At 69.8% G+C, this 15,525-nt stretch carries 18 protein-coding genes; 10 read left to right on the top strand and 8 right to left on the bottom strand.

All coding sequences use genetic code 11. From position 1 onward, the window contains the following. The first annotated feature begins 129 nt into the window (after positions 1-129). The 3 genes from Ahu01nite_RS38625 to Ahu01nite_RS38615 all read left to right on the top strand — a co-directional run bounded on the left by Ahu01nite_RS38625 (position 130) and on the right by Ahu01nite_RS38615 (position 3,434). Positions 130-1,389 (top strand): pectate lyase family protein, encoded by a 1,260-nt coding sequence (locus Ahu01nite_RS38625; RefSeq protein ID WP_203841698.1) that lies wholly within the window; start codon positions 130-132, stop codon positions 1,387-1,389. 109 nt (positions 1,390-1,498) lie between these two features. Beyond that, positions 1,499-2,518: an alcohol dehydrogenase gene (locus Ahu01nite_RS38620; RefSeq protein WP_203841697.1), complete on the top strand. Its 1,020-nt coding sequence runs from the start codon at positions 1,499-1,501 to the stop codon at positions 2,516-2,518. A 160-nt stretch (positions 2,519-2,678) separates the two neighbouring features. Beyond that, on the top strand, positions 2,679-3,434 hold the full coding sequence (locus Ahu01nite_RS38615; RefSeq protein WP_203841696.1) for a SigB/SigF/SigG family RNA polymerase sigma factor: 756 nt from the start codon (positions 2,679-2,681) through the stop codon (positions 3,432-3,434). Between the two features lie 21 nt (positions 3,435-3,455). Here Ahu01nite_RS38615 and Ahu01nite_RS38610 read toward each other — a convergent pair whose 3' ends face one another. After that, positions 3,456-4,082, bottom strand: coding sequence for an NAD(P)-dependent oxidoreductase (locus Ahu01nite_RS38610; RefSeq protein ID WP_203841695.1), 627 nt, complete (start codon positions 4,080-4,082; stop codon positions 3,456-3,458). Beyond that, positions 4,079-5,491: an MFS transporter gene (locus Ahu01nite_RS38605; RefSeq protein WP_203841694.1), complete on the bottom strand. Its 1,413-nt coding sequence runs from the start codon at positions 5,489-5,491 to the stop codon at positions 4,079-4,081. Before Ahu01nite_RS38605 ends, Ahu01nite_RS38610 begins: the two co-directional genes overlap by 4 nt. Before the next feature lie 131 nt (positions 5,492-5,622). Here Ahu01nite_RS38605 and Ahu01nite_RS38600 point away from each other — a divergent pair, with 131 nt between their 5' ends. After that, on the top strand, positions 5,623-6,366 hold the full coding sequence (locus Ahu01nite_RS38600) for a TetR/AcrR family transcriptional regulator (RefSeq protein ID WP_203841693.1): 744 nt from the start codon (positions 5,623-5,625) through the stop codon (positions 6,364-6,366). A gap of 18 nt (positions 6,367-6,384) precedes the next feature. On the opposite strand, the gene Ahu01nite_RS50870 is transcribed toward Ahu01nite_RS38600, so the two are convergent. Further along, a complete protein-coding gene (locus Ahu01nite_RS50870; protein ID WP_239159485.1) occupies positions 6,385-6,876 on the bottom strand; it encodes a DUF3253 domain-containing protein in 492 nt (163 codons plus the stop codon). Positions 6,877-7,076: 200 nt separating this feature from the next. Between Ahu01nite_RS50870 and Ahu01nite_RS38590 the strand changes: the two genes are divergently transcribed. Beyond that, the gene (locus Ahu01nite_RS38590; RefSeq protein WP_203841692.1) at positions 7,077-7,424 is read left to right on the top strand and encodes a hypothetical protein; all 348 of its coding nucleotides are present in this window, start codon (positions 7,077-7,079) and stop codon (positions 7,422-7,424) included. A 29-nt stretch (positions 7,425-7,453) separates the two neighbouring features. Beyond that, positions 7,454-8,926, top strand: coding sequence for a hypothetical protein (locus Ahu01nite_RS38585; protein WP_239159484.1), 1,473 nt, complete (start codon positions 7,454-7,456; stop codon positions 8,924-8,926). A 143-nt stretch (positions 8,927-9,069) separates the two neighbouring features. On the opposite strand, the gene Ahu01nite_RS38580 is transcribed toward Ahu01nite_RS38585, so the two are convergent. Next, positions 9,070-9,915, bottom strand: a complete 846-nt coding sequence (locus Ahu01nite_RS38580) for a S1 family peptidase (RefSeq protein WP_203841691.1) — start codon at positions 9,913-9,915, stop codon at positions 9,070-9,072. 132 nt (positions 9,916-10,047) lie between these two features. Here Ahu01nite_RS38580 and Ahu01nite_RS38575 point away from each other — a divergent pair, with 132 nt between their 5' ends. Beyond that, positions 10,048-10,818, top strand: coding sequence for a dienelactone hydrolase family protein (locus tag Ahu01nite_RS38575; RefSeq protein ID WP_203841690.1), 771 nt, complete (start codon positions 10,048-10,050; stop codon positions 10,816-10,818). 32 nt (positions 10,819-10,850) lie between these two features. Then, positions 10,851-10,973 (top strand): hypothetical protein, encoded by a 123-nt coding sequence (locus Ahu01nite_RS51520; protein WP_275411811.1) that lies wholly within the window; start codon positions 10,851-10,853, stop codon positions 10,971-10,973. On the opposite strand, the gene Ahu01nite_RS38570 is transcribed toward Ahu01nite_RS51520, so the two are convergent. Further along, on the bottom strand, positions 10,967-11,593 hold the full coding sequence (locus Ahu01nite_RS38570) for a cellulose binding domain-containing protein (RefSeq protein ID WP_203841689.1): 627 nt from the start codon (positions 11,591-11,593) through the stop codon (positions 10,967-10,969). The genes Ahu01nite_RS51520 and Ahu01nite_RS38570 overlap by 7 nt on opposite strands. Before the next feature lie 157 nt (positions 11,594-11,750). On the opposite strand from Ahu01nite_RS38570, the gene Ahu01nite_RS38565 reads away from it, so the two are divergent. Continuing rightward, positions 11,751-13,121: a S28 family serine protease gene (locus Ahu01nite_RS38565; protein WP_203841688.1), complete on the top strand. Its 1,371-nt coding sequence runs from the start codon at positions 11,751-11,753 to the stop codon at positions 13,119-13,121. Positions 13,122-13,310: 189 nt separating this feature from the next. On the opposite strand, the gene Ahu01nite_RS38560 is transcribed toward Ahu01nite_RS38565, so the two are convergent. Genes Ahu01nite_RS38560 through Ahu01nite_RS38550 form a run of 3 tightly spaced genes read right to left on the bottom strand, consistent with a single transcriptional unit; the run spans position 13,311 to position 14,616 of the window. Beyond that, entirely contained in the window at positions 13,311-13,556 is a 246-nt protein-coding gene (locus Ahu01nite_RS38560; RefSeq protein WP_203841687.1) for an Imm10 family immunity protein, read from the bottom strand. Positions 13,557-13,592: 36 nt separating this feature from the next. Further along, positions 13,593-14,117: a hypothetical protein gene (locus tag Ahu01nite_RS38555; RefSeq protein ID WP_203841686.1), complete on the bottom strand. Its 525-nt coding sequence runs from the start codon at positions 14,115-14,117 to the stop codon at positions 13,593-13,595. A 22-nt stretch (positions 14,118-14,139) separates the two neighbouring features. After that, positions 14,140-14,616 carry a hypothetical protein gene (locus Ahu01nite_RS38550; RefSeq protein WP_203841685.1) on the bottom strand — a complete coding sequence of 159 codons (477 nt, stop codon included), beginning with the start codon at positions 14,614-14,616 and terminating at the stop codon, positions 14,140-14,142. Between the two features lie 429 nt (positions 14,617-15,045). On the opposite strand from Ahu01nite_RS38550, the gene Ahu01nite_RS38545 reads away from it, so the two are divergent. After that, positions 15,046-15,480: a DUF4259 domain-containing protein gene (locus Ahu01nite_RS38545; protein WP_203841684.1), complete on the top strand. Its 435-nt coding sequence runs from the start codon at positions 15,046-15,048 to the stop codon at positions 15,478-15,480. Positions 15,481-15,525: the final 45 nt, after the last annotated feature.

Here is a 15,525-nt window from a genome sequence, read left to right as displayed (position 1 = left end):
CGTTACCGGCGTGTCAAGGACGCGTGCCGACCGCAAATTTCCTGCACATCCGAATGCATTGACTGGTGCCTATGGCCATGTGAGCGTGACCGGGTAAGCGCTTACCCCGCAGAGCTTCCGGAGTTCGCCATGCCCTTCCTCGCGGCCCTCCTCGCCGTCACCACAGCCCTGGCCCCCATCACCCCGGCCTCCCATGACCGCGACACGCTGCCCTCGAATGATGGCTGGGCTGCGGCCGGAGCCGGGACCACGGGCGGCTCGGCGGCCGACGACGCGCACGTGTTCGTCGTACGCACCCGGGCCGAGCTCCTCGCCGCCCTCGACAACGGCAGCGCTGTCCCGAAGATCGTGAAGGTCGCCGCCCGCATCGACCTGACCGCCGGGACTACCTGCGCGGACTACGCGGCCCCCGGCTACGACCTCGACGCCTTCCTCGCCGCGTACGACCCCGCCGTCTGGGGCAGAACGACCAAACCCACGGGCCCTCTCGAGGACGCGCGCGTGGCCTCCACCCGGCTGCAGGGCGCGCAGATCCGCATCCCCGTCGGCAGCAACACCACCCTGATCGGCGTCAACGGCGCCCGGATCGAGCACGGCAGCGTCACCCTCACCGGCGTCAGCAATGTGATCGTGCGCAACCTCGAGATCACCGACGCCGCGGACTGCTTCCCGGCCTGGGACCCCACCGACGGCGCGACCGGCAACTGGAATTCCCTCTACGACCTGGTCTCGCTCAGCGCGGCCACCAACGTGTGGATCGATCACAACACGTTCAGCGACGGCAACAACCACGACGCGGACCAGCCGCTCTACTTCGGCCGCCCGTACCAGGTGCACGACGGCGCCAGCGACATCATCCGCGGCTCCGACCTGGTCACCGTCTCGTGGAACAACTACTACGACCACGACAAGACGATGCTGATCGGCTCGACCGACACCCCGGGCGTGGACGTCGGCAAGCTGCGGGTCACGGTGCACCACAACCGGTTCGCCAACGTGCTGCAGCGGGCTCCGCGCGTACGGTTCGGGCAGGTCGACGTCTACGACAACAGCTACATCGCGACCGACGAGGACTACTCGTACTCACTGGGTGTCGGGGTCGAATCGTCGATCTACGCCGAGAACAACGTCTTCCAGCTCAGCTTTGACGTCGCCCCGGCCGACATTCTCAAAGATTGGAAGGGTACGCGGATCAGCGCACTCGGCACCCTCGTCCGCTTCGGCAGCCACCCGGCCCAGCCGGTGGACCTCGTCGCCGCGCACAACGCCGCCTACGACCCCGACTTCACCCCCGACGCCGGCTGGACCCCCGTCCTGCGCACCGGCGTCGACCCGGCCGCCCTGGTGCCACTTCTTGTCGCCGTGGGCGCCGGCCACGGGAAACTCTGACTGGGACCGGCTTTCCTGGGCAGGGCTGTGCCTGGTTGAGCGTCCCGCACGGGGGTCGTGGGCGCTGTGATGGAGGAGTCGCTTTTCCTCCAACCCTTTGAGGTACGCCATGAGCACGTTCCGTTCTGCCCAGGTGACCGAGCCCGGCGGCCCGTTCCGCATCGTCGAGCAGGAGTTGCCCGGACCGGGCCACGGTCAGGTCCGGGTGGCCGTCGAAGCCTGCGGCGTCTGCCGTTCCGACGCGGCCTTCATCGGCGCCGCGTTCCCGAACGTGCCGTTCCCCCTGGTCACCGGGCACGAGATCGCCGGACGCATCGACGCCGTCGGCGACGGCGTCGACCACTGGTCCCCGGGGCAGCGTGTCGCGGTCGGCTGGTTCGGCGGCAACTGCGGCGTCTGCCCCGCCTGCCGCGAGGGCGACTTCATCCACTGCGCGAGTGTCCAGGTCCCCGGCTGGGCCTACCCGGGCGGCTACGCCGAAGCCGTGGTCGTCCCGGCCACCGCGCTCGCCCGGATCCCGGACGCGCTGACCGCCGTCGAAGCCGCCCCGATGGGCTGCGCGGGGGTCGCGACGTTCAACGCACTGCGCCGCAGCCCGGCCGGCCCCGGCGACCTCGTCGCGGTCCTCGGCCTCGGCGGGCTCGGCCACCTCGGCGTGCAGTTCGCGGCCAAACTCGGCTTCGAGACCGTGGCGATCGCTCGCGGCGACGAGAAGGCCGCCACCGCTCTTGAACTGGGCGCACATCACTACATCGACAGCACCGCCGGCGACGTGGCGAAGCGGCTCCAGGACCTCGGCGGGGCCAAGGTCGTGCTCGCCACGGCGGGCAGCTCCGAAGCCATGAGCGCCACGATCGACGGCCTGCGGCACAACGGCCAGCTCGTCGTGGTGGGTGCCGACCCGGCCCCGATCCAGGTCAGCCCGTTCCAGCTCATCTCGACCAGCCGATCCGTGCACGGCCACCCGTCCGGGACCGCCCGCGACGTCGAGGAGACGTTGAACTTCGCCGCGCTGACGGGCGTACGTGCCATCACCGAGACCCGTCCCCTGGCCGAGGTGGCAGCGGCCTACGACCGGATGCTCTCCGGCGAGGCCCGCTACCGCATGGTCCTGACCCCGGGATCCTGACGGCGGTGGGTCCTCGGGCATCACGGGCTTGACCTGGGGCCTGTCATCCTTTCGGTTGGTGCCTGAGGACCCATCGGCTAGGGTTAGCGCAAATGTTTGCCATAGGGCATACATTTTCGGTGCCGCCCCGGCCGCGGGGCGGCGGATCCTAGGAGTCGCCATGACGACCGTCACCACCACCGAGGTCGCCAGCGAGCTCACCGCCGCCCTCGCCGCGATGAGCCCCGACGACCCCGCGCGGGAAAACCTGCGGGACCGGTGCATCGAGGCGTGGCTGCCGATGGCGCGGCACCTGGCCCGCCGTTACGCCAACCGCGGCGAGCCCCTCGACGACCTGGTCCAGGTCGCCGTCGTCGGGCTGATCAAATCGGTCGACCGCTACGAGGCCGACCGCGGCGTCGAGTTCGCCGGCTTCGCGATCCCGACCATCGTCGGCGAGATCAAGCGCCACTTCCGCGACCGCACCTGGGCCATCCGCGTCCCGCGCCGCCTGCAGGAGCTCCGGCTCGCGATCAGCGGCGCCAACAACGCCCTCACCCAGTCGATGGGCCGGCTCCCCACCGTCGGCGACATCGCCACCTACCTGAACATCACCGAGGAAGAGGTCCTCGAGGGCCTCGAAGGCGGCCGCGCCTACAGCGCCACCAGCCTGTCCACCCCGGTCAACGAGGGCAGCCAGGAGCTCAGCGACACCCTGGGCAGCGAGGACGCCGGCTTCGAACTCACCGAGCTGCGCGTCGCCCTCGGCCCCGCCATGGCCAGCCTGGACCCCCGCGAGCAGCGGATCCTCACCATGCGCTTCTACGGCAACCTCACCCAGACCGAGATCGCCGACCAGATCGGCATCTCCCAGATGCACGTCTCCCGCCTCATCACCAAGTCCCTCGCCAAGCTCCGCACCCAGCTCGCCTCATAGCTCTCCCGGCTTCGTCATTGTTCATTCGGCCAGGCTCGGTGCCTTACGGCTCCAGCGGTGGGCATCGAGCTCATCGACGATGAAACGGGCGACATCGGTACGCGTGATGCGCCAGCCGCCCTCGGGCGTGCTGTTGTCCGTGGCCCGATAGGCGCCGGTGGGTTCGCGGTCCTGCAGGTAGGTCGGGCGCACGAAGGTCCAGTCGAGGTCGCTGTCGCGCACGATGTCCTCCATGCGGGCCATGTCGGCGTAGAGGTCCCGGCCCAGTGGCCGGATCAGCCCCCGGTACCACCAGGAGTGGTGCGGGTCGTCGTGCCGGACACCGACCGACGTGATGGCCAGCAGCCGCCCCACGCCGGTCGCCCGCATCGCCGTGACGATGGCCCGGGCGCCGTCGGAGTAGAGGTTGCCGGCCCTGCTGCCGGGAGCGCCGATCGCGCAGACCACGGCGTCGTGCCCCTGGATCACCGTACGCAGGCTGCCCGCGTCGCGGACATCGGCCTGCTCCACCCGCAGGCCGGGCGCGCGCGGGACGCTGGCGGGATTGCGGACCGCGGCGGTGACGCGGTGACCGCTGCGCAGGGCCTCCGCGACGATCAGGCGACCCGTGCGGCCCGCGGCTCCGAGGACAACGACATCGATGCTCATGCTGATTTCCCTTCAGTGCTTTTAGTGGTGGGCAGGGCCCGGACCAGTAGCGCGCAGAGTGCGCAGGAGACGGCGACGATCAGCGTGCCGGTGAGCAGCGCGGCGGCCGGGGAGTCGCCGGCGAGGAAGACCGTGCCCAGTACGGCGACACCGAGCGCGGTCGCGATCTGCTGGACGGCATTGAGGGCCCCCGAGGCGCTGCCCACCTCGTCCGGTGCGGCCACGCCGAGGGTGGTCTGAATCAGCGGCCCGAACAGCAGGCCCAGTCCGAACCCACTGACCAGGCCCGCACCGGCGAACATCACCATCCCTGCCGTGGCGCTGAGCCCGCCGGTTGCCGCTGTGTTGCCGAGCACGCCGGTTGCCGCCGTGGCGCCGAGACCGAGGATGCCGAGCAGTTCGATGCCGAGTCCGATGTGGAGCAAGGCGCGGCCGAGGCGGGTGTGCAGTGCCGGGGCGAGCAGTGAGGCGACCGCGATGCCGAGGGCGACCGGGGTGAGCGCGAGACCGGTGTGCAGCGGCGAGTAACGCAGGCCCAGCTGCAGGAAGAGCGACAGGACGAGCATCAGCCCGCCGACCCCGGCGAACAGCACCGCGGCCACGGAAAGACCCGCCACGAACGGCCGCTTGCGCAGCAGTGCCGGCGCGAGAACGGGGGAGGGGCTCGTCCGCTGCCGGCGGCCCAGCACGACGAACGCCGGCACCGCGGCTGCCATCGTCGCGAAGGTCCACCACGGCCAGCCCGCCTCCCTGCCCTGGATCAACGGCAGGACCAGCGCCGCGGACCCGGCCGCGACCAGCACCACGCCGATCGGATCCAGCCGCACCGCACGGTCACCACGGTCGTCCGGCATCCAGGCCAGCGCCCCGAGGATCGCGAAGGCACCCAGCGGCACGTTGATCAGGAAGATCAGCCGCCACCCGAGCCCGCCCAGATCCGCGGCGATCAGCGCACCGGCGAGGATCGGCCCGCCGATCCCGGCCAGCGCGTTGACCGGCCCGAACAGCGAAAATGCCCGGCCGCGGTCCCGGGCGCCGGAGAACACGGCGGTCAGCACCCCGAAGCCCTGCGGAATCATCAGCGCCCCGAGCCCGCCCTGCGCCACCCGCGCCGCTACGAGCATCTCCGGTGACGAGGCGGCGGCGCAGGCCACCGAGGCCAGCGTGAAACCGGCAGCGCCGATGAGGAAGAGCCGGCGGCGTCCCCATCGGTCGCCCAGCCGCCCGCCGATCACCAGGAACACCCCGAACGCGAGCGTGTATCCCGCGGTCAGCCACTGCAGCGTGGCCTCCGTCCCGCCCAGCCCGGCCCGCACCGAAGGCCCGGCGACGGACATCACGGTCGAGTCGAGCAGATCCATCACAGCACCCGCCAGCACCACGGCGAGCACCCACCAGCGTCTCCCCATCACCCCTCCAAGCCCGATCCCAAGCCCGACTTCGAGCCCGACCTCAAGCCCGACTTCATATCGGGCGAACGTTGTTCGCGACGAACAATGTTCGTTGCGAACGTTGTTTGTCAACCCGGTAGGCTGTGGAGGTGACCGACAGCACCAGCCACGTCCGGGACAACCCGCGCACCCGCCCCGCCAAAGCACCACTGAGCCGCCAGGCCGTCCTCGCCGCCGCACTGGCCCTCGTCGACGAGGTCGGCTACGCCGCGGTGACCATGCGCCGCGTCGCGCAGGCCCTGGACACCGGCCCGGCATCGCTCTACGTCTACGTCGCCGACCGCGACGAGTTGATGGCCGGGGTCTACGACCTGGCGCTGGCCGCGGTGGAGCTGCCCGGCCCGGCCGACGGCGACTGGCGGGCCCGGCTCGAGCTGCTCGTCAGCCGGCTCATCGCAACCCTGGGCGGCCATGACGACATCGCCCTCGTCGCGATCACCCGGGTGCCGACCGGCCCGCAGACCCTGCGCATCCTGGAGGAGACACTGACACTGCTACGCGCCGGCGGCATCGACGACGCCGCATGCCCGTGGGCAGCGGATCTGCTGGACCAGTACGTGACCTCGTCCGCCCTGGAACTCGCCGCCCGGCTGCGCGACCAGCGAGCCGTGACGAAGGCGGAGGGCGCCGCCGAGGCCACCGAGGAGGCAATGTCCCGGGCCGCCCGGTCCGAACTCGACGCCGTCTACGGCGAACTGCCGGCCGCCACCCACCCGACCATCCACGCCCTGCGACCCGCGATGACCACCGCCGGCCGCACGAGCAACACCTCCGCCGCCTGGAAACTCGGCGTCATCATCGACGGCCTCCTGGCCCACCACCCGCAGCCGTAGACCCGTGCCCGCGCGACCTCACCAACCGGGGCCGCGCGCGAGGCGGATCGGCCCGACCGCGGCAGCCACGTCGACGTCGGCGCCGTGCTGCCGGACGGCGATGACTCCCTGCCGCGAGAGTTCGGCGGCGACTTCCCGCGCTGGGTCCATCAGCTCGCGCCACGACTCGCCACCGGCGACCCGCGCGGCATCGCTGGGGCAGATAGTGGCCTCAGGCCGGCGGTGCCGTAACAGTGCGCGCATCGTCGCGGCCAGGCGCACACGTTGACCATCGGGCGTCGGTTCCCACCAGGGGTCGCCTCGTTCGCCCAAGGCCACCTCGGCGTCCTCGACCCGCGTCCGGGCCGCGTCCGGAGTGTCGCGGGCGAGCGAGCGAGCTGTGGTCAGCTCATTCACCAGTTCCTTGCGCAGGGAGTCCGGGACGGACGGGTCAGCGGCTTGCCGCCTGCTGCCGGACACGCTCACGTATCGGCCGTCCGCCGTCACGGTGCCGTCGTCGTCCGGGCTCATCAGCCTATTGTCCCTCGGCATTGCGCCTGCCGGGCGTTGCGCACAATGTGCGGCGTGACTTTCGATTCTGATCGCCCGCGGAGCCGAGCGCCGGCCGGCAAAGTTGTCGGCGCGGTGGTACTCGGCGGGGTATGTGCTCGATCCACCTGCCGGGTCGCGGCCCACGACGACGATCCCGGCCGCACGGGTTCTCTACTTTGATGCGGCGGCCGAGGTTACGCGGAGATCCCACGTTGCTGCTGCAGTACAAGTTCCGCCGCGGCTACGAACGCCGTTGGATCGAGGCTGATGACAACATCTTCGGTGTGCGGCTCCTGCAGCTGCCCGACTCCAGGCGGGCCGCGGCGCCCGCGGGTGGTCTGGCCGCGCCGACCGCCCCGACCGCGCCGACCGCGCCGACGATGGCGAACGAGCTGCTCGCCGACGAGCTCGCGTGGCTGGCGACGGCGGGTGTGCGTACCGCGGGAATCTGTTTGCAACCCCGATTTCCACGGTGGAGATTAACCGGTAAAGTCTGCGCCGCGATTGCGCGTACGCGCAATTCTTAAGAATGAATTAAGCCGTGGCGGAAATGGATATGAGCGAGCACCCACCGAATCCAAGAAATCACCGTGCGGTCACTTCTCCGGGCCGGCGCCGGCTCATCGTGGGCATCGGCGCGGGTCTGGCCGTCGTCGTCGTGGCCGCGGGGGCGTACTTCGTCGCGGGGCCCGGGACCGAGTCCGCGGAGCTGACCTCGGCCACCGCCTCTCAGGGCGCCGCCGAGGCTCCCGGCGCGACCAACGGCCAGGCGCTGGCAGCGGGAGCAGCGCCGTCGGCGCCGGTCGCATCGCAAGCGTCGGCGTCCGGGCCGCCGTCGGCGTCGGCAAGCCCGTCCGCGGCGGCAGCGAAGGCCGGCGGCGGGTGCACGCGGCCGGTCGGTGCGACGCCCAAGGCGAAGGTGACCGAGGTGAAGCTCGGGGTGAAGGTCACCGGCTACGGCGGGCAGGGTGACACCGAGGCGCTGCCGATGGCGATCGCCGCGCGGCCCGCAGGTGGGTCGTGGCTCGCGTGGCTCGGCACCGACAAGCGGGTCTACCTGGGCAAGCTGGACTGCGACGACAAGCTGGTCGGCAGGCCCACGAGCTTCACCGGGATCGATCTGCAGGACGTGCAGGCCGACAGCAAGGGCGGGGTCATTCTGCTCACCCGCGCCGGGAGCTGCGGCTCCGGGCCGCTGTGCGGGGGCGCGTCCAGCCCGTGCAACACCATGCACATGATCCGCTTCGACGACTCGGGCAGGCAGGTGTGGGAGCGTCAGGTCACCAACCTGAGCAGCAGCCGTACGGGGTACGACGACGGCGCCCGGTTCGTCTGGTGGTACCAGCACCACGGCCGGCTCGCCACCGACGGCAAGAACTACGCGGCGTACTTCGGCGTCGCCATCACCGTGAAGAACGGCAGCTGCGTCGACATTCACGAGGGTGACCGGATGCAGGTCGTCAGCGCGAGCGGGAACCTCGTGACGAGCAACAAGGACGCCTTCGAGGTCGGCTGTAGTCACGCGTGGACGTCGCGGATCGTGTGGGACCCGCGTACCGGTCATTTTGTCACGGTCTGCGCGACCGACAACGACTGCCGCATCGCCCGGCCGAACCCGTACCGGACGGTCGCCGCGGGCACCTGCGACGGGACCCTGTTCGGCGGGGACCTCGTGCTGTCGTCGAAGAGTGGCTACTGGACGGCGTGGAGTCAGGGCGGCACGGCCAGGCTCGAGCATTTCACGACCGGCAGGTCCGATACCACGGTGAGGACGGGCGCGGCGACGGCCCATCCACACCTGGTCGCGTACGGAAGCAAGCGGATGTTGATGGTCTGGGGTTCCGGCAGCTCCATGGCCGCCCAGGTCTATGACGCCGGGTCCGGCAAGGCGGTCGGCAGCAAGTTCACCATCGCCGCCAAGGACCACGACTACCAGGCCTTCAAGGCCTTCCCGGACGGCAGCGCCGCCTACGCCGCCGCCGGCGGCACCAGCACCACGATCAAGATCGCCCGCGTCCTGCCCAGCTGATCACGATTCATCGATCGTGCCCGACCGCATCACGCGCAGTTGTGTTGTGCACAATTAAGTTGTACACAACTTAATTGCACACAACTGAGTTGGCTGGGCGGGCGAGCCCCGCCCCCAGTGGGGGCGGGGCTCGTTCTGGCAGGTCAGGGCTTGGTGAGCAGGCAGCCGCTGATGGTGAGGTCGATGACGCGGGCCGAGGTCAGGCACGTGGTGAACCAGTAGGTCTCCTGGCCGTAGCTCTGCCCCTCGATGACGGTGGTGGTGCCGTCCGCGGCGACCTCGCACGGGTTGTCGAGCGTGCACATCTCGCCGCTCTCGTTGCCCGTGTTGTTGATGCCGACGACCTGGCCCGTGGTGGTGTCGACGATCGGGGAGCCGGAGGTGCCGGGGATCGTGTCGCAGCCGGTGCTGTAGCGGATCGAGTCGTGCCAGGTCCACTCGTCCTCGCGGAGTTCGCCGACGAAGCCGTTGATCGAGCAGTTCCAGATTTCCTTCCAGTAGCTCGACGGGATGGCCATCGTGGTGCCGGAGACCGGGTGGCTGCCCGAGATCGTCAGCGCGGTCACGCCGTACGAGCTGGTCAGGGCGGCGTACGTCGACGTCAGCCGGTAGAGGGTGACGTCGGTGCCGGTCATCGTCGCGTAGAGGACGCGGTCGGCGCGGACCCGGCCGAGGGAGGCGCCGGTGCTGCTCAGCAGCGTGCCGGTGCGGGTGCTCGTGCGGTTCTGCAGGACCTGGCCGGCGGAGAGGAAGCCGCCCTCGTAGCAGTGCCCGTTGGTGAGCATCATGGCCCGGTCGGTGCTGACCGAGCTCGGGTAACGCACCAGGGACGCGGAGCAGTTGCTCAGGGCGATGGTCGAGGCCAGGGTCACAGCCTGCACTGCCGGTGCCGCCTTCACGGCGGCCTGCGCCGGGGCGGGCCCGACGAGGATGCCGCCGGCAGCGGCGATGGCGGCGGCTCCGAGCGCAATCATTTTCCGTACGCGCACAGGTGGTCCCTTCCGAGAGCGCTGATCTACCTGCCCGAACCTTTACATCGGCGTTTATCTATGTCAATGACCCGCTTTGCTCATACCACCGCCGTGACACGAAAGGCGCCACCGCCGTGACACGATCAGGTCATGAGCGATTGGCGGCGCACCTCGCGCACCGGGGCGGGGATCACGCACGACTGCTACGAGAAGGGCTCCGGCCCGGGTGTGGTGCTGATCCCGGAGCTGCCGGGCATCACCCCCGAGGTGTACGCCCTCGGCGACCACCTCGCAGCGGCCGGCTTCACGGTCGTCATCCCGTCGCTGTTCGGTACGCCGGGACGCGCGGCCACCGGCGGGTACGTCCTCGGTGCCGTCGCCCGGGTGTGCGTCTCGGCGGAGTTCCGGGCGTTCGCCGTGGACGCGGCGCGACCCGTCACCGCGTACCTGCGGAGTGTGAGCCGTGAGCTCGCGGCCCGCACCCCGGGCCGGGGCGTCGGTGTGATCGGGATGTGTTTCACCGGCGGTTTCGCCCTCGCGGCGGCCGTGGACGACGCGGTGCGGGCCCCGGTGCTGAGCCAGCCGTCCGCGCCGTTCCCGATCAGCGCCACCCGCCGCGCCGACCCCGGGCTGTCCGCCGGCGAGCTCGCCCAGGTGAAGGCCCGGACGACCGGCGACGGCCTCTGCGTGCTGGGCCTGCGGTTCAGCGAGGACCGGGCCTCCCCGGCGGAACGTTTCGCAACGCTGCGGGCGCAGCTCGGGGACGCGTTCGAGGTCATCGAGCTGGACTCGTCACCCGGCAACCCGGGCGGTTTCTCGAAGAGCGCCCACTCGGTGCTGACCGGCGAGGTCAAGGACGGCAACCCGGCCGCCGCGGCCCGGGACCGGATGGTCGCGTTCCTGCGGACCCAGCTGGCCTGAGGGACTGGCGGGCGGTTCCTACAGTGTCGGCCGTGACTGACGATCGTTTCCGTCCCGCGCTGCTCCACGGACTGCGGGTGCTGCTCCTCGGTGGGGCGGGTCTTGTTCTGCTGGCGCTGTTCCTCGGCCCCGTCATCCGGATCATCGGTCAGTGAGCGCAGGCGGTGCCGTTCACGGCGCACGTGCGCGGGCGGGTCGACGCGCCTTCGCGGGCGATGTGGAAACGCAGCGAGACCGCGGCTCCGGGTTCCACCGGCACCCCCGAGCGCCAGGTGTAGGTCTCGCCGCTGACCGTCAGGTTCGCCTGCGGCGCCGACTCCACCCATGAGGTCCGCAGCGCACCCGTGCCGGCCGGGAAGGTCAGCACGACGGTCCAGCCCGACGCCCCGGCGCCGGCATTCGAGACCAGAACCTCACCTATGTACGCGTCGTCGTACGCATCCACGAGGTGGTACTCGCCCGTGACGGTGGGCTTGACCGTGGGCTTCATCGTGGGCTTTTGCGTCGGCGCCGGAACTCGCGACGGCGAGCGTGACGGTGGCGGCGACGAGGTGCGCGGTGGGGGAGCGGGGGCCCTGGCCGGCGTACCTGTAGGGGTCGCACTGGGGGGTGGGATCGGGATGAACGGCGCGAGAGGGATCGGCAGGACCTCGATCACCGGGCCGCGTTTCCAGGCCATCTGCTGGACGGCGGTTATCGCCAGCAGCGTGGAGAGCGCCCCCACCGCGGCGAATATCACGAGCCAGGGCAGCAGGTCCCGCAATTGTCGCCTCATCGAAGGCGAACAATATCGAATGCGGATCTCCGGCAAAACTGCCAGTAAAGTTAACAGCTGTCGTCAGGCGAGCCAGGTATGCGCCCCGCCGTGGACCACCGGAAATGTCGCCATGGTGTCCTTGTGGAGGCCCGGTCGCCTCGGATAGCTTGCCATCGTGCGACGTCGATATCTGGTGGTCCTGCTGTCCGTGCTCGCCCTGCTCACCCCGGCTGTCCCGGCTGCTGCCGCCGACGACCTGCTGGAGCGGCTGGAGGCCATTCCCGGGCTGACCGTCGTGTCCCGGAGCGCACCCCAGGGCTACCGGTTCTTCGTGATGACGTACCGCCAGCCCAGCGACCACCGCCACCCGGCACAGGGCACCTTCGAGCAGCGCCTCACCCTGCTGCACCGCTCCAGCACCGCCCCGGTCGTTCTCGCCACCGGAGGGTACGGGCTGAGCGCCAACCCCCAGCCCGGCCGCACCGAACCCACCACGCTCCTCGACGCCAACCAGGTATCGGTCGAGCACCGCTTCTTCACGCCGTCCCGCCCCGGTAACGCCGACTGGTCCGACCTGACGATCTGGCAGGAAGCCACCGACGAACACCGGATCGTCCAGGCGCTCAAGGGCATCTACAGCGGGCGCTGGATCCAGACCGGCGCCAGCAAGGGCGGCATGACCTCGGTCTACCACCGCCGCTTCTACCCAGCGGATATCGACGGCGTGGTCGCGTACGTCGCCCCGAACGACGCGATCAACCCCCTCGACAGCGCGTACGACCGCTTCTTCGCGACCGTGGGGCCGGCGGACTGCCGGGCCGCGCTGAACGGCGTACAAAAAGAAGCATTGCGCCGCCGCGACCGCCTGGTCCCCCTGCTCCAAGCCGATGCGGCAGCCAACGGCTGGACCTTCACCCGCACCCTCGGCACCGCGGACCGCTCCTTCGAACTCACCGTCCTCGACACGGTCTGGGCCTACTGGCAATACAGCTCGGCAGCGGACTGCCCCGCCGTCCCCGCAACCACGGCAACCGACGCTGACCTGTACGCCTGGATCGACTCGGTCGCCGGCTGGAGCTTCTACACCGACCAGGGCCTCGACTACTACACCCCGTACTACTACCAGGCCGCCACCCAACTCGGCTGGCCCGACCTCCGCTTCGCCCACCTCCGCGGCCTGCGCCACTACCCCGGCCTCTACGCCCCGAACTCCACCCTCCCGGCGTCGCTCCGATCGCTGCACAACCCGCTGCCCATGCTCGACGTCGACCACTGGGTCCGCACCACCTCCGAACGCATGCTGTTCATCTACGGCCAGAACGACCCCTGGAGCGCGGAACAATTCACGCCAAGCGGGCGGGACTCGTTCCGGTATGTCGCTCCCGGCGCGAACCACGGCGCGAACATCAGCCGCCTAGCCCCAGCCGACGCCGCCGCGGCCACCGAGACCTTGCGGCGCTGGGCGGCTGCCCCTGCGACGGCGGCCCGTCAGGCCACAGCAGCACTGCCCCACGAAGACATGCTCCCGGCCCGCTCCGTGCGCTGAATCTATTGCCGGGAGACACCATGGACTGGGTGGAAGGCTTCTACTCGAGGACCGGCAGCTGGTGGGGCAGGGCCGAGGCCCCCGTCAGCGACCGCGAACACCCCGAGTACCTGGCGGTCCTTCATCGTGATCTCTGCTGAAGGGTGCAGGGCTTGCTGAACTCGGCTCGGCGCAAGTGGCTGACGGGCTTTACCGCCGGAGTGCAGCCGGCCGGGCGTCCAGGCGGCCGTAGGTGAGGATGCGTCCAAGGGATTCGCGGAGGGTCTTGATGGACGCAGAGTCCATGCCCAGCCGCACCTCCTGCTCGTCCGGAGCCTCGTGACCCGCCTGGAGCATCAAGACCCGGCCGGTGCCATCCTCCCGCTCGGCAACAACGGCGACCAGGCAGTATTCATCATCGACCCCGACCACCCGCGCCACGAACTCGATCGGCATGGCGACATTCCTACCAGAGCCCCGAACGGCGCCCGGCTATCCATGTCGAAGGGCGCAGGCCTGGCAAAGCTCGACCCTGCGCAAACCGCCCAGCGCCCACAGATCGTGCGACGGCAACACCCGCTCGGCATCGTGAGGTAGGCACGCTGGCGCTGGCTCACCGGTCCTGACCGCGTGGGCTACCGTCCGATGCTCTTCCGGCACTGTGATCGTGAGATTGCCATAGTCATCGGCAGGCGGCCGGCCGTCGACCGTGGTGACTTGAACAGGATTGATGATCTCGTACCAGGTCACGAGATCAGGCTGATCGATCGCGCGTGCGGCGAGCGCGGCGGGAACCAGAGCGACGTTCAGCACCAGAGAAGGCTCGCGGGCGGGGCCGACAGTGACTCCGGGTCGGTACAGCTCGACCACCAGCCAAGCTACATTGGGTGCCGCGTCTCGCGCGGTGTCCACCTCCGCGCCATCCCGGTAGCGGCGGACCGGCACCTGTGATGCGTACCGGGGATCAAGTTTGTGCAAGGCCTCCGCGACGGCATCCACCTCGCAGCCGTAGAGCATGACGCCCCTCATCGTCAGCCTTTCAGTAGTGGGCGTGGACCTGCAGGACCGGGTGGCCCAGGACGGCGGCTGTTGTGGTGAGTTCGTTGTCGCTGAGCTCCCAGGGGGCGCGGGCCCAGTTCCTGACGCTGACTTCGAAGCGTGCGAATCCGATGGGGGCTTCGAAGCGTAGGTCGGGCAGGGTGAGGGCGGCTCCGCAGCAGGGGACGGTCACCGCGAGGTCGTCGAGGGTGGGGTCGTCGCCGGTTCTGTCCTGCAGGAGGTCCCAGAACCAGTCCACACCGATCGAAGCCCCGCACCGCGGACAGAACACCTCTTCCATGTACTCGCCGCCGTCGATCACCGCGATACGGTCGTAGAACACCGGCTCCACCGACTCGACATGGTCGCCCGGCCCCGCGAACAGCCCGGCGACATACTCCGCAGCGGCGGCAGCTGCCTCGGCGGTGGGCTGCCATTCGGGGTCCGTAGGGATCACCCGGATCAAGAGCTCGCTCATCTCGCCCTCCTTCGCTGCGGAGATGTTAGGGGGCGCGTGCCGGCTACCGGGGATCAGGTCGCCAACGCGGATCGTCTACGAGTTGGTGAATGCTCTCGGCAGGGCAGGCTCCGTTCATCCATCTCTTGCCGAGCGCTCCCCGGGTACGCAGCCTCACCGACTCGCCGTCCTCAGAAAACAGCCACTCGTCACCCCGGTCGGACAAACCGATCTCGGCTGTGCCTTCGCGGAGCAGGATGGCCCTCGCCGCCTGCAGCATCAGGACAAAATCCAGAATGCTCACGGACGCGTACGTGTCCGGCGGCGCCGGTGGTGTTCCCCTGTCCGGTCCACGGGACCACGATAGGAGCCAGATCGACTAAGCTCGCCGGATTCCGGTGGATGTCCGTCCTGGGTGACTCCGGAGCTGTCAGCGAGCGGGGAGTCAGTATGGGTACGTGGGATGTCGGGCCGTTCGACAACGATGCCGCCGCGGATTGGTGCGGTGGCCTGAATGACGCGGCCCCGGAACGACGACCAGCGCTGATCCGTGATGCGCTGGTCCGGGTCGCCGAGCACGACGACGAGTATCTCGACAGCAGCTATGCGGAGAAGGCCATCGTCGCCGCAGCCGTCGTCGCTTCCCTGCTGCCGGGCGGGACGGCGATCAACACCCCGTACGCGCCGGACTTCCTTCTGGAGAGCGGCACCGTGAAGGTCGCCGATGACGTCCCCGCGATCGCGGTGCGAGCCCTGGACCGGGTTGTCGAGGAGAACTCGGAGTGGCGCGAGCTGTGGGAGGAGGCCGGGGAGTCGTATCCGCGGGCACTCGCCTCGGTGCAGGTCCTCCGCGCCGTCCTGGAACGGGCAATCAGCCCTGCATGATGGCTGGCACGGGCTCGCGGGTTTGAAGGGCTTTCCATGATTCTG

It is taken from the genome of Winogradskya humida (assembly GCF_016862215.1).
Lineage (GTDB): Bacteria > Actinomycetota > Actinomycetes > Mycobacteriales > Micromonosporaceae > Actinoplanes > Actinoplanes humidus.
Note: the sequence above shows the minus strand (reverse complement) of the source record. Positions and strands in the feature narration are given on the sequence as shown.

Coding starts and splice junctions, on each gene's coding strand:
- Ahu01nite_RS38605 (WP_203841694.1), bottom strand. CDS start 5,491: ATGGGGAGACGCTGGTGGGTGCTCGCCGTGGTGCTGGCGGGTGCTGTG.
- Ahu01nite_RS38570 (WP_203841689.1), bottom strand. CDS start 11,593: ATGAGGCGACAATTGCGGGACCTGCTGCCCTGGCTCGTGATATTCGCC.
- Ahu01nite_RS38575 (WP_203841690.1), top strand. CDS start 10,048: ATGAGCGATTGGCGGCGCACCTCGCGCACCGGGGCGGGGATCACGCAC.
- Ahu01nite_RS38560 (WP_203841687.1), bottom strand. CDS start 13,556: ATGCCGATCGAGTTCGTGGCGCGGGTGGTCGGGGTCGATGATGAATAC.
- Ahu01nite_RS38610 (WP_203841695.1), bottom strand. CDS start 4,082: ATGAGCATCGATGTCGTTGTCCTCGGAGCCGCGGGCCGCACGGGTCGC.
- Ahu01nite_RS38550 (WP_203841685.1), bottom strand. CDS start 14,616: ATGAGCGAGCTCTTGATCCGGGTGATCCCTACGGACCCCGAATGGCAG.
- Ahu01nite_RS38625 (WP_203841698.1), top strand. CDS start 130: ATGCCCTTCCTCGCGGCCCTCCTCGCCGTCACCACAGCCCTGGCCCCC.
- Ahu01nite_RS38620 (WP_203841697.1), top strand. CDS start 1,499: ATGAGCACGTTCCGTTCTGCCCAGGTGACCGAGCCCGGCGGCCCGTTC.
- Ahu01nite_RS38545 (WP_203841684.1), top strand. CDS start 15,046: ATGGGTACGTGGGATGTCGGGCCGTTCGACAACGATGCCGCCGCGGAT.
- Ahu01nite_RS38555 (WP_203841686.1), bottom strand. CDS start 14,117: ATGCTCTACGGCTGCGAGGTGGATGCCGTCGCGGAGGCCTTGCACAAA.
- Ahu01nite_RS38615 (WP_203841696.1), top strand. CDS start 2,679: ATGACGACCGTCACCACCACCGAGGTCGCCAGCGAGCTCACCGCCGCC.
- Ahu01nite_RS38585 (WP_239159484.1), top strand. CDS start 7,454: ATGAGCGAGCACCCACCGAATCCAAGAAATCACCGTGCGGTCACTTCT.
- Ahu01nite_RS38590 (WP_203841692.1), top strand. CDS start 7,077: ATGCGGCGGCCGAGGTTACGCGGAGATCCCACGTTGCTGCTGCAGTAC.
- Ahu01nite_RS50870 (WP_239159485.1), bottom strand. CDS start 6,876: ATGAGCCCGGACGACGACGGCACCGTGACGGCGGACGGCCGATACGTG.